Origin of the sequence: Mucilaginibacter rubeus (assembly GCF_014643835.1) — a bacterium.
GTDB classification, from domain to species: Bacteria; Bacteroidota; Bacteroidia; order Sphingobacteriales; family Sphingobacteriaceae; genus Mucilaginibacter; species Mucilaginibacter rubeus.
In genome coordinates this window covers 360,104-384,775 of record NZ_BMKD01000005.1, presented here as the reverse complement: position 1 = coordinate 384,775, position 24,672 = coordinate 360,104, and the positions used below count along the sequence as shown (strand labels likewise).

Here is a 24,672-nt window from a genome sequence, read left to right as displayed (position 1 = left end):
TTTTTAAAGTTTAAACTATCTGCCGCGGGGTTTCACCCCGTGGTGTACCATTGTTTCAGCTTTCAGCTGAATTTGTGTAAGCTGAAAGCTTACATTATGCCAACCACGGGTTACGCTATCGCTAAACTCGCGGCAGCCGGTTTATTTTTTATCCGGAAACAATATCTTATCCAACTGCTTGCATTCTTTTTTGCTTAGCAGCTCAACAGTCATCGGCGCATCGGTGTTGGGACGATCATTCCCATCTTTTTTAACTGCAGCAATGCGGTCAACCATATCAATCCCCGTAACAACCTCGCCAAAAACGGTATAGTTTTGATCAAGGTGAGGCGAACCGCCGACCGATTTATACCATTCGCGCTGCCATGTCGGGATCTTGCGGCCTTTAAGGCGGGTATTTTCCAGCGTATCCAGTTTGCCGTCGGTAAAGCGTTTGCCTTCCACAATATAAAACTGGCAGCCGCTTGATTCTTTTTTAGGGTTATCATCCCGTGCGGCAGCAAGTACGCCGCGTTTATGAAACAAGCTGTCGCGAAACTCGGCAGGGATGGTATAACCCACATCGCCATTGCCCAGTTCCGCGCCAAGTTTTGCTTTTACCGGGTCTTTTGAATCCGGATCGCCGCCCTGGATCATGAAATTCTGGATCACGCGGTGAAACAGCGTACCATTATAAAATCCCTTTTTGGTTAGCTTGATAAAGTTATCGCGATGCAATGGTGTTTCATTATACAGGCGAATGATGCAATCGCCATATGCCGTATGGATCCGCACATATTGGTTTTTAGGCGGTCCGGCAAAAGCGGCAGTAAGGGTTAATAAAAGAATGCTTAGGGTAAAAAGTTTCTTCATAGACCGTTGATTATTTTGATTTTTTAATTCCCCTCTTGAGAGGGGACGTGTTGGATTTGTGCCTGGCAGGGGTGTGTTAACCCGCGTTCCTTATCGCATTGAAGAAACACACCCCTACACCCCTCTCAAGAGGGGAATCGCACAAGGCCTTATTCAACGCACACTCACTACTCAGCCCCCTCCATCTCCTCAAAGTAATTTACAATGAGCGATTTCATCATCATTTCCTGTTCAAGCAGGGTATAGTTCGGGATTACTTTTACGCGTTTCCAGTGTGGCCAGCCATCCTGGTCAAGGCCTTCCAGCTCGTAAAAGCCCATCATACTCATTAAGCGGCAGGTGGCGATATGCATCAGCTCTTCTTTTTGGCGCTTGCTGAACTTACGCGGCCCCTGGCCCAGCTCCTGTACCCCGATCAAAAAAAGCATCACCTTTATATCGGGCTTTTCGTTATCAAAATCCTCAGCTATCCGCTGCTGAAGCGCATCCCATTTTTTATTGATCTCGGCAGGTGTCATATTTGGCAAAGATAGATTATTCATTGGGTCATTGCGTCATTAGGTCATTGGTTAATCGCATAACATACACACTGGTTGACAACAGATGAGCAAAAAATGACTTAATGACCAAATGAAACAATGACCAGGCTATCATTATTGTTACAATGTTGCATTAATATTCTCGTTTTAATACTTATTTTTGCCGTATTCCGTTAAAGGGATGTTGACTGTGAAAAAAAAACGCTTACATATTGTATTTGCGTGGCTGCTGCTTGTTTGCTTTGCGGCCGGGCAATATATGGTTTATTCGCACCAGCACGCCCTGATCAAGGGAATTACCAAACACAGCCATATGGACGTTGGTCAGCAAACTGTTAAAGAAAAATGTTTGCTGTGCGATGCCATGCACCATACCGATGCTGTGGCCGTTAGCAACAGTTCATTTTTTATCCCTCTTGTAACTTCTGATCATTTTTTTAAACCCGGCGATTACAATTTTGTAAGCCTTGCGCTTATCCTTGCCGCCGGCCGCGCCCCTCCGGTTATTGCTTAAGGTTACCTTACGCTTTCTTCAAAACATAGCCGTTGATTATAACGGTATTTATTGATTTTCTTAATCTTTTATCATGAAATTAAAGCTTATAAGCTTCATTATATTGCTGTTGGTGCAGGTTTCTGCATTTGCAGATGTTATTATTGTTAAAGGCCGTGTGGTCGACGCGCAATCAAAACAAACCTTACCAGGTGCTGTGATCACTATCCCCGAATTAAAGATATCTGCCATCACCGATCCTAATGGCGAGTTTTCCTTTAAATCATTACCCAACAGGGGCAGGTTCCTGTTCTCGATAGAATATGTGGGTTATAAATCCCTTACCAAAATAGTTGATCTTTCAGCCGGTACTCCGCTGGTTTTTGAATTGCAGTCGAGCATTATCGAAACCCACGAAGTGGTTATTACCGGCACAGCTATCAGCGCTAATAATAAACAAAACAGCACGTCAGTATCGGCTGTGGGGCGCGATGGCTTGTTAAGACAGTCAACCAACCTCATCGATGCGCTTGCACACCAGGTGCCGGGCATGTCGCAGATCACTACCGGTCCCTCTATTTCCAAACCGGTTATCCGTGGCTTAAGCTATAATCGTGTAGTTACTTTGAGCGACGGGGTTAAACAACAAGGCCAGCAATGGGGCGATGAGCATGGTATCGAGATTGATCAATACAGCTCGGACAGAGTAGAGGTGCTTCGCGGGGCGGCTTCACTGCTATACGGATCAGACGCGCTGGGCGGTGTTATTAACCTGCTTGAACCACTTACCCCGCCCGACGGGCAGATCAAAGGTGAGTTTTTAACTAACTACTCCACCAATAACGGCCTAACCGGAACTTCACTGATGCTTACCGGTAACGAAAACGGACTGGTATGGCGTGCCCGCGGCAGCTACAAAAATGCCTACTCCTTTAAAACGCCCGATTACTATTTCCCTAACTCCGGTTTTAATGAAACCGATCTGAGCGGTATGATCGGTCTTAACAAATCATGGGGTTACTCGCACATCAACCTTAGCTACTTTAAAAACAATATCGGTTTTTACGATCCGGAGCCTGCTAATGGCCTCAACTTTTTGCATGACGATGGCACACCATTTACGCAGGATGAATATAAAAGCCGTACGCTTGAATACCCTAAACAGGATATCCGCCATTATAAAATAAACTGGGATAACAACTTCATTACCGAAGGGGGCAACCTGAAAGTGAACCTCGGCTACCAGAAAAACCAACGCCGCGAGCTCGACGGACCGGATCCTTCCCTGTTCTTTGATCTGAATACGTACTCGGGCGATGTAAAATATTATGTTACCGAAACAAATGGATGGCAGCCTGTTTTTGGCGCGAGTTCGGACATCGGCCATAGTTTAAACAAAGGCTCGGAGTTTTTGATCCCTGCTTATGATACTTATGGCGTGGGCGCTTTCGCATACATCAAAAAAACCTGGGATAAAAACACCTTTAATGCCGGTATCAGGTATGATTATCGTAAAAACAAGGGCAAAGGCCTGGTTGAGGATGGCGAAACCAAATTTACCCCCTTTACCAACAAATTTTCGAACATAAGCGGAGCGTTGGGTTATACGCATGAGTTTAATGACAATTTGAATTTCAAGGCCAACGCCGGCTCGGCTTTCCGTGCGCCAAACCCGGCCGAACTTGGCTCCAACGGTGTACATGAAGGTACTTTCCGTTATGAAATAGGCAACCCTAACCTGGCGCCCGAAAGAAGTTACCAGGTTGACGCTACCCTGCAATACGACGACAAAATTGTAAGTGCCAGTTTGGGGATCTATGAAAACTACATCCACAACTATATTTATGCATCGCACAAACAGGGGGATGTAGCACAGGCCGAAAACGAAAGCGGCAGTCTGAGCCAGTTTGATGTGTACCGTTACAACCAGGTTAATGCTAACCTGTATGGTGTTGAAGGTAACTTTACCCTGCACCCCGTAAGCTTCATCCATTTTGAAAATACCTTTGGCTACACTTATGCCCGTAATAATACGCTCGACAGGCCGCTGGCGTTCATCCCCGCCGGTACGCTGAAAAACACGCTGCGTTTTGAGCCAACTATTAAAGGTTTGAAACAATCATACATTTCGGTAGGTATTGATAACTTCTTTAACCAGTACCGTTATGATTCCGCTTTTGAAACCGGCACCAAGGGCTACACGCTGTTAAATGCAGGCCTGGGCACAACGGTTAACTTTGGCAAACAACCAGTTAAACTGTATGTATCGGGTAATAACCTGGCCAACATCAAATACTATGACGCGCTTAGCCGTCTCAAACCCGGCCGGATAAGTTCGGAAGATCCGGAATTTGGTATTTATAACATGGGGCGCAATATTACCTTCGGTATTTATTTGCCATTGTCCATCAATTAATCATTAATGATGCCTCAGATAAAAAGTCCTGCCATCCGGCAGGACTTTTTTATTTTCCTGCCCCTCGCCCGACTGGCGCACGTATGTGCGGCTGCCCGTTCAGGGATTGCTTGCGCCTTCCTGGTCATCACCAGGTCAAACTCGCCCTTTGGCAGGCCGGGGGCAAACATTTACTTCTGTCTTCTGTATTTTTCTGTATGCGTAAAATACTAATGCTTTTACTCCTGATATCCACGATCATCGCGGCAAATGCCCAAACCGATACGCTTTCTATTACACTCGAAAATGTAAAATACCCCTACCCGGTAAACTTTATGCCCATAAAAGTTGAAGGGCAGGATCTGCGCATGGCCTATATGGATGTAAAACCAGCTGCTCCCAACGGCAAAACAATAATGCTTTTTCACGGCAAAAACTTTGGCGGCTATTATTGGGCAGATGTAATCCGCGTGCTCAGTAGCAAAGGCTACCGGGTGATTGTGCCGGACCAGATCGGCTTTGGCAAATCATCAAAAGCAATCATCCATTATAGCTTTCATCAACTGGCAAGGTTTAACAAAAACCTGCTGGATAGCTTAGGGGTTCAAAAGGTTACTTTAATGGGCCACTCCATGGGCGGGATGCTGGCCACCCGGTTTACGCTCATGTATCCCGGCAGGGTTGAAAAATTGCTGCTTGAAGATCCGATCGGCCTGGAAGATTACCGCACATTTGTTCCGTATGCAAGTGCCGAAGACGATTACAAAACCGAATTGAAAACCAGCTACGAAAGTGTTAAGAAGTATTATCAAACATCTTATTTCACCACCTGGAAACCCGAATACGATTATTTGGTTGCGATTGGTGCCGGCGTAAGTAAAAGCGCCGATTTTCCCCGTTATGCCAAAGTAGCCGCGCTCACTTTTGAAATGATTTATGAGCAGCCGGTTTGTTACGAATTTGGGCTCATTAAAGTGCCTGCCGTGTTGTTTACAGGCAAAGAGGATAAAACCATAGTAGGTAAAGGCCTGCTTAACGACGAAGAAAAAGCCAAACATGGGCAGTATAAAATATTAGGGCCCGAAACGGCCCGAAAAATCCCCGGCTGCAAGCTCATCGAGTTTGATAATTGCGGGCATATCCCACATATAGAGGTTAAGGAGGCTTTTTTTAAAGCCCTGATGGCTAATTTATAATTTAGGGATTTTGAGTATTTTTGAACAACTAAAAGGGTGCCATGGCGGGTAACCACTGGGCGGGTTACTAAAAAACCGTGATGGCGTATAAAATGGATTTTAGCGATCAGGTGCGGGGGCGCGTTAGTGATAGGAGCGGATACCGGCCTTGTGATTAAGGCCTGTGCAGTATGAGCGGATAGCACGGGCCGCAGGCAACGCCCATATTACTATCGATCAAAAAATATATTTAATAAACAATAATTTACGATCTCGTCATTATAAAATAAAGCAATTACATGGAAGCAAAGCGGCCCTGTATAGCATGCGGTTGACACGCTGCGCTCGCAAAATGACATGGTATAGAACAACATTATTACACGTGCAACTATCTGTAAATTCAACATCTCAATTACCGCAAGCTGCCGAAGCTATCCTGGCCAACTCGGCAGGGAATAAAATTTTTCTTTTTTATGGCGAAATGGGGGCGGGCAAAACAACGCTCATCAAAGCTTTATGCGAAGAACTTGGCGTAACAGAACAGGCAACCAGTCCGACGTTTTCAATTGTAAACGAATACACCGGGCGCGACAGCAGGATCTTTCATTTTGATTTCTATCGCCTTAAAAATCAAACAGAAGCATTGGATATGGGCTATGAGGAATATTTTTACAGCGATGCCTACTGCTTTATTGAGTGGCCCGAAAAAATTCCCGACCTGCTCCCGAACCGTTACACCAACATCCGGATCCGGGTTTTGGACAGCACCTCGCGCAGCATCAGCATGGAAAATATTTAGTTTTATCATACATCGTTTTTTCTTATCTTCAACAGCCTTAAAAAAAACACATCATGAGTTCAGGGATATATAGCGGGTTTTCGGATATTGCCAAGCAAGCAATGTTGCAGCCCCAGGAGTCGTTGCTGGAGGTAAAAAGCAAAAAAAACAAGCTATACATCGGCATTCCCAAAGAGGTTTCCTTCCAGGAAAACCGTGTGCCGTTGACCCCGCTGTCGGTAGCCTTGCTGGTTAATAACGGCCACGAGGTGATGCTGGAGAGTAATGCCGGGCAGGCCGCCAATTTTTCGGATAAAGATTACAGTGAGCAGGGCGCCCAGATAGTATATGATACCAAAAAGGTTTACGAGGCCGATATCATTATCAAAATAGCCCCTCCTACTACGCATGAAATTGAGCTGATGAAACCCGGGCAGCTCCTGATCTCTACCCTGCAAATCGCTACGCTCAAGGCCGAAAGCATTCAGGCGCTGATGGCCAAAAAGATCACCGCGCTAAGTTTTGAGCATTTGCGCGATGAGGGCAATACCCTTACGGTGGTGAGGGCTATGAGCGAAATTGTGGGCGCTACTTCCATACTTATAGCAGCCGAATATTTAAGCAATGTTTTTGAAGGCAAAGGCCTGATGCTGGGCGGTATAACCGGTGTTCCGCCAACCGAAATCGTGATTCTTGGTGCCGGAACCGTGGGCGAATACGCGGCACGCACCGCCATATCATTGGGTGCCGAGGTTAAGGTGTTCGATCCGTCGATATACAAGCTCCGCCGCCTGCAAAACAATATCGGCAACCGCGTTTTCACATCGGTGGTGCAACCTATTGTATTGGAAAAAGCTATAACCACCTGCGATGTGGCCATAGGTGCGCTCCGTGCCGAAGATGGCCGCAGCCCCTGCATTATCTCTGAAGCTACCGTTAGCCGCATGAAACGCGACTCGGTGATCATTGATGTAAGTATTGACCAGGGCGGCTGTTTTGAAACATCCGAAGTTACCAATCATACCCACCCCGTTTTTCGCAAATATGATGTAATTCATTATTGTGTGCCTAACATCGCATCGCGTGTAGCCCGTACCGCTACCTATGCGCTCACCAATATTTTTGCACCGATACTGCTTGATATTGGTGATATGGGCGGCATCAAAAACCTCATCTGGCAAAAATCGGGGGTGCGTAACGCGGTTTATATTTACCAGGGCCAGCTTACCAATAAACACATTGGCGAGCGTTTCTCGATCCCCTGCAAAGACCTCGATTTGCTGATCGTATCGCACAGGTAAACGGGTAATATGAATCGCCGGTATTTGATATTGCTGATATTTGTCGCGTGTGCTTTGCGCGTTAATGCGCAGCACTATAAATATATCGACAGTGCAAAAATTTATGGTATTGCCCGCTATAAACTACAGGTTAAAGCAAACCCGGATAAACAACTGGTGGAAATAAAGAAATATATCCCCGAAATTATCTTAGATCTGCGGTATGCTACAACCAACAATTTCATGCACCGCCGCATGTATACAAGGGCCAAAGCTTATGCAAGGCTCTCGGTTGTAAAAGCGCTTCAGCAGGTTGAAGCCGAATTAAAAATGCAGGGACTCGGTATTAAAATTTATGATGCCTATCGGCCATATTCGGTTACCGTTAATTTTTATGAAATGGCCCCCGATACCAATTTTGTAGCCGATCCGCGCAAAGGCTCGAAGCATAACCGTGGCTGCGCTATTGACCTTTCCCTTATCAATCTTAAAACCGGCAAAGAACTGGATATGCCAACCGGCTTTGATAGCTTTAGCCGTAAGGCCGGGGCAAACTATATGGATTTACCGCCGCAGCAAATTGCCAACCGCGAGCTGCTGAAAACAGTAATGGCCAAATACGGCTTTAAAGTGCTCTCAACCGAATGGTGGCATTATGATTTTATAGGCTGGGCCGGGTATGAGTTGCTGGATATTCCCGTTCAGTCCTTATAATACGTTAGGCAGCCCTGTTTCAAAACTTACAACTTTTATTACAAAACCATACAAAAGGCATTAATATTGCTTAACCGTACATAAGCAGGGTTAATCTACAAAAACACAGGCATGAAGTTTTTAAGCAAAGCATACTTTAAACAATTATGGAAAGTGCTGCTGGCATCGTTCACGGGCTTTTCAAAAGATAATGGCTTAAAATTAAGCGCCTCGCTGGCTTATTACACTGTTTTTTCAATTGCTCCATTACTAATCATTGTAATATCTGTAGCCGGCCTGGTTTTTGGACAGGATGCCGCAACCGAGCGGTTGTACCCCGAAATTGTTCGTTATGTTGGCAAAACGCCGGCAGCACAAATTCAGGATGCGTTAAAGCACCTTGCGCTATCCGGGAAATCGGGCATAGCGGTTGTTATTGGCGTGGTTACGCTTTTATTGGGTGCAAGCAGTATTTTTATCGAGATCCAGGATTCGCTTAATATTATCTGGAGGGTTAAAGCCAAACCTAAAAGTGGCTGGATGCAATTGCTAAAAAACCGGTTTGTGTCCTTTTCGCTCATCATCAGCCTGGGCTTCCTATTGTTGGCATCGCTTATTATCAACCTGATCATAAGTGCCCTGAAGGATCAGATCCAGCATTTTTTTCCCGGTATCGATTCTTTTACGAAAGTATTTGTCCAGGTGCTAAACCTGGGTATTACCCTGGTGGTGATCACTACCTTGTTTGGCATCATATTCAAGTTTTTGCCCGATGTTAAAATCAAATGGCGCGATGTGCGCAGCGGCGCGGTATTTACAGCTATCCTGTTTATGATAGGTCAGTATCTCATCAGCCTTTATATTCAATATACAGCACAAGGGTCGGCCTATGGCGCGGCGGGTTCTATTATTGTGATATTGGTTTGGATCTATTATACATCGGCCATATTGTACATTGGTGCCGAGTTTACCCAGGTATTTGCCGAAGCCAGCGGGAGCCATATAGAGCCGGCAGATTACGCCGTTCACGTTCAACAAACCGAGGTTGAACACCGCGTAAAAACTCTTCCACCTCAAAACCCGCAGCTTGAAGGGCATTTGAAAAAGGATGAGGGAGAGAAAAAGGGATAGGAAACATTATGGTAAAAAACGGGTATTATGCTGAGCTCGTCGAGGCATGGTAGGCTGGCCTCTGCGCGACCCTTCGATTGGCGCCATGAGATGTTGTAGAATCCAGACTTACGAAGTTTTCAAAACTTCGTAAGTCTTCCCCGGCTTTGTCATTTGCTCTAAACCAAAAAAGGAAATGAAAATAAGACGCGTACAAAATCAAATCCCGTCAATCCAAAAAATCCGTTTAATCCCGGTTCAGTTTTGCTACGATCTCATCCGCCGTCAATTTCTCCTGAACACCGCTTGCCATGTCTTTAAATGTCAATAGCCCGGTTTGCATTTCATCGCCGCCAATAACCACCACATAAGGGATGTTCTTATTGTTAGCGTACTCCATCTGCTTTTTAATTTTCGCGCCTGCCGGGTACAGTTCCGTGTTGATATTGTTGCGGCGAAGCTGCTGTAATAGAGGTAAGCTATAAAGTTCGCCAGCTTTATCGAAATTGCATATAAGTACCTGCGTGGTTTGATTACTGCCGGCCGGGAACAGGTTTAGCTCTTCCAGTACGTCATAGATCCTGTCGGCCCCGAAGGAGATCCCTGCACCGGTAAGGCCTTTTAAGCCAAACATGCCGGTAAGGTCATCATAACGTCCGCCGCCGCCGATGCTGCCCATATTTACTTCGTTGGTTTTCACCTCGAAGATAGCACCGGTATAATAGTTTAAGCCGCGGGCAAGGGTAATATCCAATTCAAGCTTTGCGGTTTGAAGCGGGCAACGTTCTATATAGCCGAAAACGGTTTCTATTTCGTCGCAGCCTTTTAAGCCGATCTCTGATTGGGCTAATGCTTCACGAAGGCTTGCCAGTTTTTCGGTGTTGTTGCCTTCCAACAGGATAACAGGTTTTAGTTTGTCGATATCGGCATCGGTAAAACCTTTTTCAAGCAGTTCTTTAGTCACGCCATCAAGGCCGATTTTGTCCAGCTTGTCGATAGCTACAGTTAAATCAATGATGTTATCAGATTTGTCTATAACTTGTGCAATTCCTGATAGTATTTTTCTATTATTGATCTTTATGCTGAAATCTTTAAGGCCAAGTTGGGTTAAAGCCTCGTCATAGATCATAATAAACTCGGCTTCGTTCAGTAGTGAATCAGAGCCTACCACATCCGCATCGCATTGGTAAAACTCACGGTAACGGCCACGTTGGGGCCTGTCGGCACGCCAAACCGGCTGCACCTGGAAACGTTTGAATGGAAAAGTGATCTCGTTTTGGTGTTGAACTACGTAACGGGCAAAAGGCACGGTAAGGTCATAGCGTAGGGCTTTTTCGGAGATTTCTGAAGTTATTCTCTTTGACGTTAAGGACTCATTTATAAAATAAATCAGTTGGCTTTCAATCTCACTTTGCTTTCCTTGCGCTGCTAATATTGTTGAATTAAGCGTATCCGAATTTGTTTTTGAATCCATCGATGCAAGAACTTTGTCCTGAAGTTGTCTTTGATGGAGTGTTTGACCTGAAAGATCTAATAGCTTTTTATATGTTAATGTTTTTTCAAGATATTCTCCGCTGTCTAATACTTTAAATATCAGTCTATCCCCTTCTTCGCCATATTTCCCCATTAAGGTTGATGAGTTTTCCATGGTGGGTGTTTCTATCTGCTGATAGCCATATTTGCGGAAAACGGATTTAATAGTATCGAAAATATAATTGCGTTTCACCATTTCGGCAGGTGAAAAATCGCGGGTGCCCTTGGGTACGGATGGTTTAATGGATGCCATGCGGCAAATGTACAAAAAAGAGGGTTATGCGATGGATTGTCGTGTCTGTTACTAAGCATGCGGGCCACAAGCCGGGAGGCTTGCGGCAGCGATAAAAAAAGAGAAGCGGTTTCGCCTGCGAAACCGCTTCTCTTTTCCCCTTTGCTAACGCCCGGCTCTTGCCGGGTGTTGACTATCAAACGGCCTCTGGCCGCCGAAGCCCCGTTATACAGGCCAGAGGCCTGGAAATAGTTGCCACCCGGCTGGAGCCGAGCGCCGGCGTAGTTTTTTTACTTATGTGTATGAAAACTCAGGCTTGTTGCAAAGCCAATGGTAACATAACCGTAGCTGTCTTCGAAAAACTGGTTATAATCATCCTGCCCGCGGTAACCTCCGCCAACCATAAGGGCAGCATCAGGCATAAACGGAAACTGGTAATAGTATTTCAGGCTGACGTTTAAACGCTTCTTAAAATCAAAAGTTGAGTAATTATCGTACTTATCGACAATATAGGTAAAGTCGAACCGGATGCGCTGCCAGTTTTGGTATACTTTTTTGTTCTTGTCAATAGGGTCGGTATAGGCTTTGGCGAAGTTGTACATACGACTACCATTAATGCGGATAAAGCCATAATGATCTTTCAAGCCTTCGGACAAGCCAAGGTTAAACAAACCGGCGTGGACCTCTAAACCCAGGTTGTCATAGCGGTTGATGATCAGGTCTTTTTTATCAAAGCGTTTGCCGCTGTAATAAGTTAAAGTATAAAAGTTGGTGGTGAACTTGCCGCTATCGCGGTTAAAGCTGCCGTCGGGATTAAGTGATGGTCCGCGTACGCCGTTGGAATGATGTGAGTAACCGAACGAAAAGAACTTTGGATTGTAAGTGTCCTCGTTCACCCTGAAATACACCGTACCGCCCGGCATAAAACTCGGCGATTTTACCGGTGCCCCGTGTGATGCCAGCAGGCGGATCTTCACCCGTGGGGTAAACACAAAAAAGAAACGCGACTTTGGCGTGCTGAATAAAACAAAGTTCGGCGCCAGATCGGCAGTGAGCTGGGTTTTTATTTTGTTAAAGTAATCGTTTCCTCCTTCTGATACCCGCAGGTTTTGCTCATAAATGTGATCGAAAGCCTGGTTGATGAGGCGCTTTTTCATTAGTGCGCTATCGGCCAGCGAATCGGTCGGAGTAGCTGTGCGGGTATTCGCGGCCGCTGTTAAATTGTCAACAGTAATAAAAATAAAAAGTATGCAAATTGCTTTTAATGCAAACGTTAAACCAGATTTCTTGAAACCAGGTTTTATAAAATAAAAATTGATCAATGTAGTAAGTGTTAATTACCGATAATGCTTGGGTTATAGTTATTTATGGATAATCTTATGCGTTAAGATAAGGTTAACCACAACGGCGCAATATTACCTATTATAAGTTTTTTTGCAATTGGGCATATGTCAGCATTAAGTAAATGTATCGGTAATCGGCATCTTGTGACATTAACCGGAAATTATGGGCACTTGTTGGCTGTTTTGTGGTAGATTTATCAAATCGGCGCGGGTGTGCCACAGAAAAATTGCATTAAAAAATATATGCTGTCGGGAGGCGAACGAATAAGAAATTTTTACACTAATTTTTTCAAATTAATCGAATTACACGAATTTTTTACTTGCATAAATTTGAAATTCGTGTAATTCGATTAATTGTGTTAAGTGAGAAAAATAATTCGTGTGAAAATTTCTAACCGCGATTTTTTTTTCGCGAACCGGCACAAGTACATGGCGCTGGCTTGCAGGCCGGGTACCCGTGACTTCTTGATCAACGAAGATTATCAATCGTGTTTTGCTCAACGCAGACTTATTTTGCCCTTTGGGCAAAACAACACATATCAATCTGAAAATATGGTGGCGCTATTTTGTCAGTGCTTAGCATTGCTCAATCCGCTGATATGGAAAAACTTAAAAAACGGATAAAAAATCGCTGAAATATTCGCTGCCTCCTGTTCTGCATTTGAAACACCTTTGATTATTCCTTTAGGTTTTACTTATTGATAATCAATTGTTTAATGTTGTTTCGCTTTGTTTTTTAGGTGGCTGATTATCAATGTGTTTCATAAAAAAGGCGTTTCGCTGTTTCACTCTCAAAAAATGGAACATTACTGTTTTTTAAAAAATACCGGCCGTCGGTTTTTCACTTTTTTGTGGGGAATCAAAAAATTGGGACACCTCATTTGTTACAATCAGGTACCCTTTCTGTGTTATCCATCTACCATAAATTATCCATTGTAACCAAGCTTTTACCTCGGTTTTCGCAGGCTTATACTTTATTTTTGCGATAATCGTTTTAGCATTAAAAAAAAGCCGATATATTTAACCCGACCTAAAAAAATGTTCACTTAATTTGCAATTAAAACGTTTTATCAAAATATGCCCTTAAACAGTTTTATACTTTTTAAGTCAGATACCTTGTACAAAGCAAAACAATGAAACCAACAGGAGCCGCCGCAACCAACCAACGCTATTTTAATGGCGGTTCTGATACTATAAAAACAACTATAATTTTATGAAAAAAATCATGCTTGGCCTGATGGCCATCCCGGCTTTTTGCCTGTCGGTATCGGCACAAACCAAACTGTTCGATGGGAAAACCACCAATGGCTGGCACACCTACTTAAAAAAGGAAGTTGTGGGCTGGAAGGTTGTTGACGGTGCTTTGCAACTCGATCCGCAGGCAGCAGAAGGTCATGGCGATCTGGTTACCGATGGCGAGTACGAAAACTACGAACTTACCTTAGAGTGGAATATCAGCAAAGAGGGTAACAGCGGTATTATTTTCGGGGTGCATGAAGACCCTCAATTTGACGCAACTTACTTAACCGGCATGGAAATGCAGGTGCTTGATAACAAAGATGCGAGCGACAACAAAAAAGCTAACCACCTTGCGGGCTCATTATATGATATGATTGCCCCTTCAAAAGATGTATGCAAACCGGCCGGCGAATGGAACAAAGTAAAATTGCGCAAAAAAGATGGTCAGCTTACTTTCTGGCTTAATGGTACCCAAATTGTTGATGTAAAAATGGGCAGCGACGAATGGAACAAAGTATTAGCTGATAGCAAGTTTAAAAACTGGAAAGGTTTTGCCCAATATCCTAAAGGCCACATTGCTTTGCAGGATCACGGTCACCTGGTTAGCTACCGTAACATTAAACTGAAAGAGCTTTAATATTTTTTATGAACAGGGTACGGATATAGTGCCCTGTTCATATCTTTATACCATAACTTAAATTGTGTTTTAACATGCTCCTGGCATGTGTAATTTCTCTTCGTATAAGAAAGAAGGATACTTTAATATAATATGAGCGATCTGCAAATTAAAAAATCATCAGCCACCTATGATGTGGTGATTGTTGGTTCGGGTGCCGGCGGAGGTATGGCCGGTTACGTATTAGCCAACGCCGGCATAAAAGTTTTAATGCTTGAAGCCGGTGCTTACTTTGACCCTGCTAAAGATTCACAACAGTTGAAATGGCCGTGGGAATCGCCACGCCGCGGCGCCGGTACTACCCGTCCTTTCGGCGATTTTGACGCGGCCTATGGCGGCTGGGAAATCGACGGCGAACCTTACACTACCAAAGATAAAACCGAGTTTTTCTGGTTCCGCTCGCGGATGCTGGGTGGCCGTACCAATCACTGGGGCCGGATCTCCTTAAGAATGGGCCCGCGTGATTTCCAGGCCAAAGACGGCCTTACCGACGACTGGCCAATCACCTATGATGATGTTAAGCCATACTATGATAAGGTTGACCGTATGATAGGTGTTTACGGAACCAAAGAAGGTTTGGAGAATGAGCCGGATGGCATCTTCTTACCTCCGCCAAAACCAAGACTTAATGAGCTTTATATAGTAAAAGGAGCTCAAAAAGCTGGCGTTAAAATTATCCCGGGCCGTGGTTCGGTATTAACAGAAGCTTTACCGGGTAATAAAGACCGTGGCGCTTGTTTCTTCTGCGGGCAGTGCGGTCGCAGCTGTAAAGTTTATGGTGACTTCTCGGCATCGTCATGTTTGGTAATCCCGGCTATTAAAACCGGTAACTTAAAAGTTATTACCAATGCTATGGTGCGCGAAGTGATTACCAACGCCGAAGGCCTGGCTGTTGGTGTATCATACATTAATAAAGAAGATTTGCAGGAATACCAGGTTAACGCCAAAACAGTTATCCTTGGTGCAAGCGCAGGCGAATCGGCCAGGATCCTGCTTAACTCAAAATCGGCCCAGCATCCGGGCGGTTTGGCTAACAGCAGCGGTGTTGTAGGGCATTATCTGCATGACTCAACCGGCTCAAGCGCCGGTGGTTTCCTTCCACAGTTGATGGACCGCAAGCGTTACAATGAAGACGGCGTTGGCAGTGTGCACATCTACTCGCCATGGTGGCTGGATAATAAAAAACTGGATTTCCCGCGTGGTTATCACATTGAGTATGGCGGTGGCTTACACATGCCGTCATATGGTTTTAGCGGTGGTATCCAGAATATGAACGGTGTAGTGCCGGGCCGCGATGGTAAAATGAAAGAGGCCGGTGGTTACGGAGCATCATTGAAAGATGACTACCGTCGTTTTTATGGTACCCAATTTGGCATGGCCGGTCGTGGTACTGCTATTGCCCGTTATGATAACTATTGCGAAATTGATCCTAACGTAGTTGATAAATACGGGATCCCGGTATTGCGTTTCCATTACAAATGGGCGCCTGATGAAATTAAACAGGCCAAACACATGCAGGAAACCTTCCAGGAAATTATGCACAATATGGGCGGTGCAATATACGGTCCGCCGCAAGGCCCTGAAACCAACTACGGTTTGGAAGCTCCGGGTAAGATCATTCACGAAGTAGGTACTATCCGTATGGGTAACGATCCTAAAAAATCGGCCTTAAATAAATGGTGCCAGGCGCATGATTGTAAAAACCTGTTTGTGGTTGACGCTGCTCCATTTGTGCAACAGGGTGATAAAAACGCCACATGGACAATCCTTGCGTTATCAATGCGTACTGCAGAATATATTATTCAGGAAAGAAAAAAATTAAACGTTTAACAAGCTAACATAACAATTTTATGAACAGACGTGACTCCCTTAAAGCCCTGGGCTTAGGAACACTTTCGGCAGGATTATTACTGGAGGCCTGTAAAACCGATACTAAAAAAGGTGCAGAAGAAACAACTACCGCAGCTGCCGGTGACGAAGTTGGTCGCCAGCCGTTTGAGGTTGAGCGGGATAAAAAACTGCATGCTGATAAATTTTTTACCGCTGCCGAAATGGCTACCATCACTGTACTGGCCGATATCATTATCCCAAAAGATGAAAAATCGGGCAGCGCATCTGATGCCAAGGTGCCGGATTTTATTGAGTTTATTGTAAAAGATATGCCCGATCATCAAACTCCCATGCGCGGTGGTTTACGCTGGCTCGATTTGCAATGCCTTAACCGTTTCGGCAAGCCATTTACCGACTGCACTAAAGATCAGCAGATCCAGCTAATTGATATGATCGCTTACCCTAAAAAAGCCAAACCAGAAATGGCCCAGGGTGTAGCTTTCTTCAACCGCATGCGTGATCTTACCGCTTCAGGCTTTTTCACCAGCGAAATCGGGGTGAAAGATATTGGCTACGCAGGTAACCAACCCGGCAAGTGGACAGGTGTACCTGAAGATATCCTGAAACATTACGGCATGGAAAATGTGAAAGCTTCGGCTTCGATGTAAGCAGCCCCACCCAAACCCTCCCCGGATGGGGAGGGCTTAAAAAAAGCTATTCTTGCGCTCGTTTGCAACGAGTGCTTAACTTGGGTTTGCGTTTTAAACGCAACTTGCGATACAACGAGCTCAAGTTTTAAAGTCTCCCCTACCGGGGGAGATTTAGAGGGGGCTGATCTCCCAAGCCCCCACCCCAAACGCCGGCAAATTAACCGTCAACTTTCCTCTCTTTGCTACCGGTTTTGCATCCCCAATAATATTAAGCGTATTTCCATTGGCATCAATGTTGGCACTGGTTTCCTTATCCGATAGGTTTATTGCCACCAGTATAGTTTGTCCGGCATCCTTCCTTATAAAGCTAAATAAATGCTCATTATCGTTGCCGATGGTTTTATAACTGCCGTCAGCAAAAGCGGGATTTGCTTTGCGGATGGCGATCATCTGTTTATAGTAATGCCATAATGAGTTTGGATCCTGTTTTTCTTCTTCGAGGGAGATACCATCATTAGGCTTATCGTTATTAAACTGATCTTTCCAGGGGCCGGTTTGTTTATACCACAGGGCCATGCCTTTGCCTGTATCGCTTCTGTACCATTCAAAAGCTTCCCTGTCGGGAATTTCATTGGCATCGGTAGCGCCAAAATTTGTCGTAGTGCCGGTCATGCCCAACTCCTGCCCGTAGTAAATGGATGGAATGCCGCCCATTAACAGGTTAAATGCACAGCCAGCTTTTAGTTTAGCCAGATCGCCTTTAACCGCATAGCTAAACCTCGGCACATCGTGGTTCTCAATAAAAACTACCTGTTGTTTACCGGGCGGCAGCATGGCCAGTGTTGAATCGGCATTGGCCAACAGCAGTTTTTTGTCAAACGACCGGATAGCAAAACACAGCCGTAACCCAAATACCCGGTCAACACTGCCGTGTTCCAAGTATTCGGTGCCAAGGCTAAACCAATTGGCTTGTTCGGCTACTATTTTAATTTTAGGGTTGATGGCTCTTAGCTTGGTTAGTAAAGGGTTCCAGAAAGTATCAAATAAATGTGGAAGACGGCCTTTATTATCCAGGTCGTCCATCATATGGTCAAGCCGGAAACCATCTACCCCATCATCAAATTTGCCATCGCCGTTGGGGTCTATCCAGTAGCTGAACAATTTTAGATTATAAGCCTTAGAAGCCTCGCTGTTAAGATTTGCGGTAGTTATTTTGCGGGTTACGCTGTCGTAACCTGTCAACCCGGTAAGGTTATATACTATGGTTGACGGCTTTTTGTTGTCCTTATCATCCCATAAAATATAATCGCTGTACGGTGATTTTGGATTTCCGAAAGCCTCCTTCCACCAGCGGGAATCTTCGGTTACATACTGGGTTTCCATATCCATATAAAATTTCATGCCCCGACGGTGCAAATCTTTGATCAACGTGAGATAATCGGCAAGGGAGCCGTATTTCGGGTCGATCTTTTCAAAATCAATGGCAAAGTAATTATGATAAAAAGCAGATTCGTAAAGCGGTGTAAGCAGTATGGATGTTACGCCAAGTTCCTGCAAATAATCAAGTTTTTGGCGGATGCCATTGAGGTCGCCGTGATAATCGCCATTACTATCGTAAAAACTTCGCTGGAATATATGGTAAATAATTTCGTTATTACCCGGCGCTCCCGTTTGGGCCTTAACGCCGGCGGGGATAAAGCCAAACGATAAACAGCCCAGGATAAAAAGCTTATTTAATTTCATGGTTTGTTATAATTGGAGTTTAAAGTAACGTAAAGGGTTGATTATTAACAATAACTACAGGTGTGAAAAACTGGTGTATTTTATCCGGGGATCCTTTAAAAATATTGTCAAATGCTATAAAAAGCGCCTGCGCGGATAATATAGGCTACTTTTTGGACAATTTGCTAAAGTTTTAGAATCATAGCTTAACCTATTTTTGTTGCATTCAGCACTGTTAATATGGCAAGCTATAGTGATTGCTATTATTTGCTCAACTGGTTTAACGGCGTATGAAAAGCGTTTAACATATCCCCCAATTATGGCTATAATATGCAAGGCGGCTATTGCCAATGGAAAGGGTGGTTTTTCGGTACAGGATATTGTGGTGAACGAACCGAAAGAAGATGAAGTGCTGGTTAAAATAAAAGCGGCGGGACTTTGCCATACCGATCATGACTCGTTAAGCTGGGGAAAGCAGCTCATTATAGGGCATGAAGGCGCTGGTATTGTGGTTTCGGTTGGGAAAAATATTAGCAGTGTATTACCCGGGGATAAGGTGATCTTAAACTGGGCCATGCATTGCGGCAAATGCTTTCAATGCCTGGAGGGTAACCTGCATTTGTGTGAAGTAGCTTCGCCGGTTGCAGCCGGCGGCAATGGCTACACTCCGGGCCATGCCGGTCTCGACGGAACAACGCTTAATGGCGATCCCATTTTAAGGTCGTTTAATATTGGTACCATAGCCGGATATACTTTGGTAAAAGAGTCGGCGGTGGTAAAAAACACATCGGAAACCATGTCATTCCCTGCTGCAAGTATCATCAGCTGCGGGGTGATGACAGGCTACGGCTCAGTTGTAAATGCAGCCAGGCTAAAAGCAGGTTCATCAGCAGTTGTATTGGGTACCGGCGGTGTTGGCCTTAATGTGATGCAAGGTGCAAAAATTGCCGGCGCGGGTATGATCATAGCTATTGATATTAACCCCACCCGGCTTGAAATGGCTGTTAAGTTTGGTGCAACACACACTGTTTTAGCCACGAAAGATGATATAGGCCTGCTTAAAGCCGCCGAAGAAGTAAAAAAACTTACCGGTGGCCGCGGGGCAGATTACGCTTTTGAATGCACTGCCATACCCGAATTAGGTGCAGCCCCCTTAGCAATGGTGCGCAATGCCGGTACGGCCATACAGGTAAGCGGAATTGAACAGGAAATCACCATTGATATGCGCCTTTTTGAATGGGATAAGATTTACATTAACCCGCTTTATGGTAAGTGCCGCCCGCAAATTGATTTTCCGGATATAGTACAACATTATATCAGCGGGCACTTATTACTTGAAGAAATGATTACACGTACATATTCTATAAACGAACTTGATAAAGCTTTTGACGACATGCTGAAAGGCAGGAATGCCAAAGGGGTTATCGTGTTCGACTAAAAAAGCTCATGCCATTTAAAACAACAGAAATTTCCAATCCGCAATATGAAAGTAATCAGCTACGGTTTATAACTGTAAAAACGCCCAATTTAAAGGGCCGGGGTGATATTTGTGTATACGTTCCGCCCGGAGCCAATAAAAACGAGGTTTTACCTATTGTAATATTGCTGCACGGGGTGTATGGCAGCGCCTGGAGCTGGGCCATGAGCGGGGGCGTTCATTTAAAAACTAATGAGCTGATTGAAAAAGGCGAATTGCCAAAAATGATATTAGCCATGCCGTCAGACGGGCTTTGGGGCGATGGCTCAGGTTATTTGCCGCATAGCGGCTTTAATTTTGAACAGTGGATAGCCGAGGATGTGCCTACGGCTGTAATGGAGAATATTCCGGGTGCAAAAGAAAATTCACCGCTGTTTATAGCTGGCCTCTCTATGGGAGGATTTGGCGCTTTGAGGATCGGCGCAAAATACGGGCATAAATTTAAAGCTATCTCGGGCCTCTCATCTATAACAAGCTTGCCGCAAATCAAACTTTTTGCCGGCGAGCCCTTAAAAACCTATGCCCAGGATATTGTGGCCGACGAAGATGTGTTTGCAACATTTAAAAAATACAGGGCCCAACTGCCGCCTGTTCGGTTTGATTGCGGTATTAATGATCTGCTGATTAACTACAATCGTGACCTGCATAAAAAGCTGGATAAGGAAAAGATCCCTCATGTTTATGAGGAAAACCAGGGCGGACACGAGTGGTCATACTGGGCAAAACATATTATTTCAACCCTTAAATTTTTTGCCGGTAAGCTGTAGATGAGGCTGTTAATATACACTAAGGACTGGCTTGTAATGTGCGAATATCATTATTTTGTCAGTTTTAATTAGGCATACATACCATTATTGCACTTCGTAACGTTTATCTACTTTGTAGGTTAACGCCTGCAAATAGTGATAAGGTTTAGGTTTAAAGCCCCCAAGCAGCGAGTGCAAGGGGGCTTTTATTTTACAGCAGTTTTTCTTGCCAATAAAATTTGATCTTTTCACCTATTTTAGTCTTTTGTTTGATATCATAAATGGGCGATCTGAAGAAAGAATTACATCAATTATGTGTTAATCACGTGCGTAAAATCATGGAGGCCGCGGAACTTGCCATAGCCGATGCCCAAAGGGCGTCAACCGATGATACCAAAAGCAGCGCGGGTGATAAATATGAAACCGGGCGTGAAATGATGCAGCAGGAAACCAACCGCAATATGGCGCAGCTAAATGAAGCCAACAAACTATTGGTGGCTTTAAACCGCATCAATACCACCGGGGTATCGATGCATGCCGAATCCGGCAGTGTGATAATTACCAATAACGGCAATTTTTACCTGGCCATTAGCGCCGGTGTTTTGACACTCAATGGCAAAACATTTTTCGCGGTTTCGCCCGCATCTCCAATAGGCAATTTACTTAACGGCAAAAAAGCCGGAGATGAGTTTGCGCTAAATGGAAAACGCTATAAAATTGAGTCGGTTGTTTAGGTTTTTAATACCGATTTATCTTCGGAAAATAACTTTATGTTACTTTAATATTAAAAAAATACGGGCGGCCCATTCTTTCTATATTTATTTTACGAAAACACTATATTTTCAAAACAAAACGGATTGGCCTTTGTATTAATGGATTGGCTTTCACCATTTATTTCCTCAAAAGGGTCAAAAAAATAATTTTTTTTAAAATAAAAGCATTCATTCACATAAACATGCAGTAATCATCAAATATCTATTACTATATTTGATGTTAACAAAACGTGGGTAATTAACAAAGCATGCCCATTAAAAACTAAATATTAATGAACATATTCGTAGGAAGTCTTCCTTTTTCTTTAGGGGAAGCCGATTTAAAGCAGCTTTTCGAAGCTTATGGTGAAGTTAACTCCGTAAAAATTATTATTGACAGGGAATCAGGAAGAAGCAAAGGGTTCGGATTCATTGAAATGGCAGATGATGAGGCAGCACAACAAGCTATAAGCGGCCTAAACGGTTCTGAAGTTAAAGGTAGATCAATTGCAGTAAGCCAGGCAGAAGAGAAAAAACCAGGCGGTGACCGCAGAAGCAGTGGCGGTGGCTACGGTGGTGGTAACCGTGGCGGCGGTGGTTACGGTGGCGGCAACCGCGGTGGCGGTGGCGGCTATTCAAGAGATAACCGTGGCGGCGGCGGCAAAAGCTGGTAAAAATATAATCTAAGGTAAAATACCGGGCTTTTAGGCCGGTATTTTACCTTAAGCATTGCATCTATAATCTACCTTCAGGAAAATAACTTATTTAGGGATTTTTTTTGCCTACGCAAATCTTTATGCCCTATTATCCTCCGGACAGGTTCTTTTATTATTGCATTTTTTGCGGCAGCCTTACCTCAAATACAGTCCCTTCGCCAGGTTTTGAGTAGATACTGATTGTCCCTTTAAGGGTTTCAATCAGATGTTTTACTAGTGCCAGCCCAAAGCCAAAGCCGGCTTCGCCAGTTGTGCCTGCTGTTGACGCTGCATTGCCTTTCAGTATTTTTTCGATACCTTTTTCATCTATGCCAACACCACTGTCCTTCACCTGGATTTGCAGTATGTGGGTATGGTCGTTCAGTTCGAGACTCAGGTCTGCATTAACATAACCGCCGGCCGGAGTAAATTTTATGGCGTTTGAGATGAGGTTCCCCGTTATTTGTAATAGTTTATTCCGGGCAAAGGGAACCCGCTCCGATTCGGATGAGGTTGTAACCGTAAGCAAAATGTTTTTATTGCGGGCTTGTGGAATAAAAAGCCGTTCAATTTTATCTTTAAATACCAGCAGGTTAAATTCCGCCCCATTGGATATGCGTTTATGATCGTTTTTATCAGCACTCAGGATCTCATCTGCAAGCTCCAGTATCGACCGCCCGCTTTTATGGATCAGGTTGGTAAACTCCAGCACTTCTTCTATCTGGTTTGCCTCTCCCTGTTCGCTGATCAGCTGGGCGAGGCCGATGATCCCGCTTAACGGCCCGCGGATATCATGAGCCACCTTTTTTTGAATTTCGCCGGCTTCAGCAAGCTTACTTTTTAATTTGTTAATTACTTTCAGATCTTTTAACCTGCTTAGTATTTCATTAGCAATGATCTTTAAAAGTTCAACCTTTTCGGGAGTGAGTTCTTTAACGTTTTTATCAAGCACACATAAGGCCCCGATATTATGATCGTCGCCTACCTTTAGCGGTATGCCATAATAATATCTTAATTTGGGTCCGTCGGTTACATAAAATTTATCCCGGAAACGTTCGTCATTCCGTAAGTCTTCAACCTCAAAATACTCTCCGTCTATAATAGTATACTGACAAACCGAATCCTCACGCGGCATTTGTTCGATTTCTAAACCATGGACACTGATGCTCCATTGGGTATAGGAGTCGATAAGGTTAACCAGCGAAACCTCCGTACCGGCAACCTTGGCTGCCAGCTTGGCCAGGTCCTTAAAACTGTCTTTGTGTTCGGTATAATCAAGATCAAACTCCGACAGGCTTAAAAGCCTTTCCATTTCATTATCAGGAATTGGCGGGACAGGCATATTAATATATATTGATGATTATTATATACGTGCTTTTACCCACATAAGATTCAATGGATAATAAACAGGCGTGCATTAAATTTTAGGTAATTGTGTATGCATTATCGTAAATTTATGCCGGTTAATCACATTAACCCCCGCAACTAAAACTATATTATCAACGTAATTGTTTTAACGCACATCAGCGTTAATTAACATAAAATTGAACCCTATGAAAAAACTGCTCTTATTTACATTATTTATCGGCATAGCCACTATAACTTCTGCGCAGCGCAAAATAGTTTGCTGCAGTAATCCATCGGCAACACAGCAGTTTGCCATGTTGGCCTCTGATACCCGGTTCAAAATGTCGCACAAAAATCCTTTGCCAATCCGCTTTCAAAGCAGTATAGGCGAGGTCATCACCTACAAAACATCCGACGGGAAACAGGCATCAGCATTTTTTATGAAAGCTAAAAAACCTACTAATAATTATTTATTGGTGATACATGAATGGTGGGGCCTTAATGACTATGTAAAAAAAGAATCGGAAAAGCTATATAATGACCTGGGTAACGTCAACATCATTGACCTCGACCTATACGACGGCAAGGTAGCTACCACACGCGAAGACGCGGGTAAATTTATGCAGGCGGTAAATGACGACAGGGCTCGTGCTATAGTAAACGGAGCCATAGCATATGCCGGCCCCAAAGCACATATCGCTACTATTGGCTGGTGCTTTGGCGGCGGGTGGAGTTTGCAAACCAGCTTACTTGCGGGTAAAAAGGCGGTAGCTTGTGTAATGTATTATGGCATGCCCGAGCAGGATGTAAATAAACTAAAAACCTTAAACGCCGATGTGCTGGGGAACTTCGCCAATAAAGATCAGTGGATTAACCCTAAGGTTGTAGCCAAATTTGATGCTGATATGAAAGCCGCCGGAAAAAAGGTTTATCTGCACCAGTATGATGCCGACCATGGTTTTGCAAACCCGAGCAATCCTATTTATAACAGCGATGCTACCAAAGACGCTTATGCAAATACGCTGGTGTTTTTAAAAGCAAGATTGAAGTAAACAAAATTAACAGTATCGTGTTGTATGGGGCAAGCTTTGGCATGCCCCATTTTTTTGTAACAT

The 24,672-nt window shown here is 44.2% G+C and carries 21 protein-coding genes; 15 read left to right on the top strand and 6 right to left on the bottom strand.

All coding sequences use genetic code 11. The features are described 5' to 3' along the window. Nucleotides 1–141 precede the first annotated feature (141 nt). Complete coding sequence (locus IEX80_RS18570; protein WP_188833726.1) at nucleotides 142–852, bottom strand: peptidylprolyl isomerase; 711 nt, start codon at nucleotides 850–852, stop codon at nucleotides 142–144. A gap of 167 nt (nucleotides 853–1,019) precedes the next feature. Next, entirely contained in the window at nucleotides 1,020–1,370 is a 351-nt protein-coding gene (locus IEX80_RS18565; protein ID WP_090532643.1) for a hypothetical protein, read from the bottom strand. A 211-nt stretch (nucleotides 1,371–1,581) separates the two neighbouring features. Between IEX80_RS18565 and IEX80_RS18560 the strand changes: the two genes are divergently transcribed. From IEX80_RS18560 to IEX80_RS18530, 7 genes are all read left to right on the top strand, one after another. Next, nucleotides 1,582–1,905: a hypothetical protein gene (locus IEX80_RS18560; protein WP_188833725.1), complete on the top strand. Its 324-nt coding sequence runs from the start codon at nucleotides 1,582–1,584 to the stop codon at nucleotides 1,903–1,905. 73 nt (nucleotides 1,906–1,978) lie between these two features. Continuing rightward, the gene (locus tag IEX80_RS18555) at nucleotides 1,979–4,300 is read left to right on the top strand and encodes a TonB-dependent receptor (protein WP_188833724.1); all 2,322 of its coding nucleotides are present in this window, start codon (nucleotides 1,979–1,981) and stop codon (nucleotides 4,298–4,300) included. 197 nt (nucleotides 4,301–4,497) lie between these two features. Further along, complete coding sequence (locus IEX80_RS18550) at nucleotides 4,498–5,475, top strand: alpha/beta fold hydrolase (RefSeq protein ID WP_188833723.1); 978 nt, start codon at nucleotides 4,498–4,500, stop codon at nucleotides 5,473–5,475. 361 nt (nucleotides 5,476–5,836) lie between these two features. Then, nucleotides 5,837–6,253 (top strand): tRNA (adenosine(37)-N6)-threonylcarbamoyltransferase complex ATPase subunit type 1 TsaE, encoded by a 417-nt coding sequence (gene tsaE, locus IEX80_RS18545; RefSeq protein WP_090532637.1) that lies wholly within the window; start codon nucleotides 5,837–5,839, stop codon nucleotides 6,251–6,253. Between the two features lie 53 nt (nucleotides 6,254–6,306). Continuing rightward, on the top strand, nucleotides 6,307–7,533 hold the full coding sequence (locus tag IEX80_RS18540; RefSeq protein WP_090532635.1) for an alanine dehydrogenase: 1,227 nt from the start codon (nucleotides 6,307–6,309) through the stop codon (nucleotides 7,531–7,533). 9 nt (nucleotides 7,534–7,542) lie between these two features. Further along, nucleotides 7,543–8,226, top strand: a complete 684-nt coding sequence (locus IEX80_RS18535; RefSeq protein WP_188833722.1) for a M15 family metallopeptidase — start codon at nucleotides 7,543–7,545, stop codon at nucleotides 8,224–8,226. A 111-nt stretch (nucleotides 8,227–8,337) separates the two neighbouring features. Further along, entirely contained in the window at nucleotides 8,338–9,336 is a 999-nt protein-coding gene (locus IEX80_RS18530; protein ID WP_188833721.1) for a YihY/virulence factor BrkB family protein, read from the top strand. Nucleotides 9,337–9,562: 226 nt separating this feature from the next. Here IEX80_RS18530 and hisS read toward each other — a convergent pair whose 3' ends face one another. After that, nucleotides 9,563–11,101 (bottom strand): histidine--tRNA ligase, encoded by a 1,539-nt coding sequence (gene hisS / locus IEX80_RS18525; RefSeq protein WP_188833720.1) that lies wholly within the window; start codon nucleotides 11,099–11,101, stop codon nucleotides 9,563–9,565. Nucleotides 11,102–11,370: 269 nt separating this feature from the next. After that, nucleotides 11,371–12,402, bottom strand: a complete 1,032-nt coding sequence (locus tag IEX80_RS18520) for a hypothetical protein (protein WP_188833719.1) — start codon at nucleotides 12,400–12,402, stop codon at nucleotides 11,371–11,373. Nucleotides 12,403–13,636: 1,234 nt separating this feature from the next. Between IEX80_RS18520 and IEX80_RS18515 the strand changes: the two genes are divergently transcribed. The 3 genes from IEX80_RS18515 to IEX80_RS18505 all read left to right on the top strand — a co-directional run bounded on the left by IEX80_RS18515 (nucleotide 13,637) and on the right by IEX80_RS18505 (nucleotide 16,836). Next, nucleotides 13,637–14,299, top strand: coding sequence for a 3-keto-disaccharide hydrolase (locus IEX80_RS18515; RefSeq protein WP_217633198.1), 663 nt, complete (start codon nucleotides 13,637–13,639; stop codon nucleotides 14,297–14,299). Between the two features lie 132 nt (nucleotides 14,300–14,431). Further along, a complete protein-coding gene (locus IEX80_RS18510) occupies nucleotides 14,432–16,168 on the top strand; it encodes a GMC oxidoreductase (RefSeq protein ID WP_188833718.1) in 1,737 nt (578 codons plus the stop codon). A gap of 20 nt (nucleotides 16,169–16,188) precedes the next feature. After that, a complete protein-coding gene (locus IEX80_RS18505; protein WP_090532622.1) occupies nucleotides 16,189–16,836 on the top strand; it encodes a gluconate 2-dehydrogenase subunit 3 family protein in 648 nt (215 codons plus the stop codon). A gap of 153 nt (nucleotides 16,837–16,989) precedes the next feature. Here IEX80_RS18505 and IEX80_RS18500 read toward each other — a convergent pair whose 3' ends face one another. Further along, nucleotides 16,990–18,561 carry an alpha-amylase family glycosyl hydrolase gene (locus IEX80_RS18500; RefSeq protein WP_188833717.1) on the bottom strand — a complete coding sequence of 524 codons (1,572 nt, stop codon included), beginning with the start codon at nucleotides 18,559–18,561 and terminating at the stop codon, nucleotides 16,990–16,992. Between the two features lie 298 nt (nucleotides 18,562–18,859). Between IEX80_RS18500 and IEX80_RS18495 the strand changes: the two genes are divergently transcribed. The 4 genes from IEX80_RS18495 (at nucleotide 18,860) to rbp (ending at nucleotide 22,189) form a co-directional block, all read left to right on the top strand. Continuing rightward, nucleotides 18,860–19,978, top strand: coding sequence for a Zn-dependent alcohol dehydrogenase (locus tag IEX80_RS18495; RefSeq protein WP_188833716.1), 1,119 nt, complete (start codon nucleotides 18,860–18,862; stop codon nucleotides 19,976–19,978). An 8-nt stretch (nucleotides 19,979–19,986) separates the two neighbouring features. Beyond that, nucleotides 19,987–20,784: an alpha/beta hydrolase gene (locus tag IEX80_RS18490; RefSeq protein WP_090532618.1), complete on the top strand. Its 798-nt coding sequence runs from the start codon at nucleotides 19,987–19,989 to the stop codon at nucleotides 20,782–20,784. A gap of 317 nt (nucleotides 20,785–21,101) precedes the next feature. Then, the gene (locus IEX80_RS18485; protein ID WP_229701676.1) at nucleotides 21,102–21,497 is read left to right on the top strand and encodes a GreA/GreB family elongation factor; all 396 of its coding nucleotides are present in this window, start codon (nucleotides 21,102–21,104) and stop codon (nucleotides 21,495–21,497) included. Nucleotides 21,498–21,808: 311 nt separating this feature from the next. Further along, nucleotides 21,809–22,189, top strand: a complete 381-nt coding sequence (gene rbp, locus IEX80_RS18480; protein WP_090532614.1) for an RNA-binding regulator — start codon at nucleotides 21,809–21,811, stop codon at nucleotides 22,187–22,189. 154 nt (nucleotides 22,190–22,343) lie between these two features. On the opposite strand, the gene IEX80_RS18475 is transcribed toward rbp, so the two are convergent. Then, nucleotides 22,344–23,552: a sensor histidine kinase gene (locus IEX80_RS18475; protein WP_188833715.1), complete on the bottom strand. Its 1,209-nt coding sequence runs from the start codon at nucleotides 23,550–23,552 to the stop codon at nucleotides 22,344–22,346. Nucleotides 23,553–23,763: 211 nt separating this feature from the next. On the opposite strand from IEX80_RS18475, the gene IEX80_RS18470 reads away from it, so the two are divergent. Then, nucleotides 23,764–24,609, top strand: coding sequence for a dienelactone hydrolase family protein (locus IEX80_RS18470; protein ID WP_188833714.1), 846 nt, complete (start codon nucleotides 23,764–23,766; stop codon nucleotides 24,607–24,609). Nucleotides 24,610–24,672: the final 63 nt, after the last annotated feature.

Excerpts from the sequence above, each read along its gene's own strand:
- IEX80_RS18570 (WP_188833726.1), bottom strand. The coding sequence starts at position 852 with ATGAAGAAACTTTTTACCCTAAGCATTCTTTTATTAACCCTTACTGCC.
- IEX80_RS18565 (WP_090532643.1), bottom strand. The coding sequence starts at position 1,370 with ATGACACCTGCCGAGATCAATAAAAAATGGGATGCGCTTCAGCAGCGG.
- IEX80_RS18555 (WP_188833724.1), top strand. The coding sequence starts at position 1,979 with ATGAAATTAAAGCTTATAAGCTTCATTATATTGCTGTTGGTGCAGGTT.
- IEX80_RS18550 (WP_188833723.1), top strand. The coding sequence starts at position 4,498 with ATGCGTAAAATACTAATGCTTTTACTCCTGATATCCACGATCATCGCG.
- IEX80_RS18540 (WP_090532635.1), top strand. The coding sequence starts at position 6,307 with ATGAGTTCAGGGATATATAGCGGGTTTTCGGATATTGCCAAGCAAGCA.
- IEX80_RS18535 (WP_188833722.1), top strand. The coding sequence starts at position 7,543 with ATGAATCGCCGGTATTTGATATTGCTGATATTTGTCGCGTGTGCTTTG.
- IEX80_RS18530 (WP_188833721.1), top strand. The coding sequence starts at position 8,338 with ATGAAGTTTTTAAGCAAAGCATACTTTAAACAATTATGGAAAGTGCTG.
- hisS (WP_188833720.1), bottom strand. The coding sequence starts at position 11,101 with ATGGCATCCATTAAACCATCCGTACCCAAGGGCACCCGCGATTTTTCA.
- IEX80_RS18515 (WP_217633198.1), top strand. The coding sequence starts at position 13,637 with ATGAAAAAAATCATGCTTGGCCTGATGGCCATCCCGGCTTTTTGCCTG.
- IEX80_RS18510 (WP_188833718.1), top strand. The coding sequence starts at position 14,432 with ATGAGCGATCTGCAAATTAAAAAATCATCAGCCACCTATGATGTGGTG.
- IEX80_RS18505 (WP_090532622.1), top strand. The coding sequence starts at position 16,189 with ATGAACAGACGTGACTCCCTTAAAGCCCTGGGCTTAGGAACACTTTCG.
- IEX80_RS18500 (WP_188833717.1), bottom strand. The coding sequence starts at position 18,561 with ATGAAATTAAATAAGCTTTTTATCCTGGGCTGTTTATCGTTTGGCTTT.
- IEX80_RS18495 (WP_188833716.1), top strand. The coding sequence starts at position 18,860 with ATGGCTATAATATGCAAGGCGGCTATTGCCAATGGAAAGGGTGGTTTT.
- IEX80_RS18490 (WP_090532618.1), top strand. The coding sequence starts at position 19,987 with ATGCCATTTAAAACAACAGAAATTTCCAATCCGCAATATGAAAGTAAT.
- IEX80_RS18485 (WP_229701676.1), top strand. The coding sequence starts at position 21,102 with ATGGAGGCCGCGGAACTTGCCATAGCCGATGCCCAAAGGGCGTCAACC.
- rbp (WP_090532614.1), top strand. The coding sequence starts at position 21,809 with ATGAACATATTCGTAGGAAGTCTTCCTTTTTCTTTAGGGGAAGCCGAT.
- IEX80_RS18475 (WP_188833715.1), bottom strand. The coding sequence starts at position 23,552 with ATGCCTGTCCCGCCAATTCCTGATAATGAAATGGAAAGGCTTTTAAGC.
- IEX80_RS18470 (WP_188833714.1), top strand. The coding sequence starts at position 23,764 with ATGAAAAAACTGCTCTTATTTACATTATTTATCGGCATAGCCACTATA.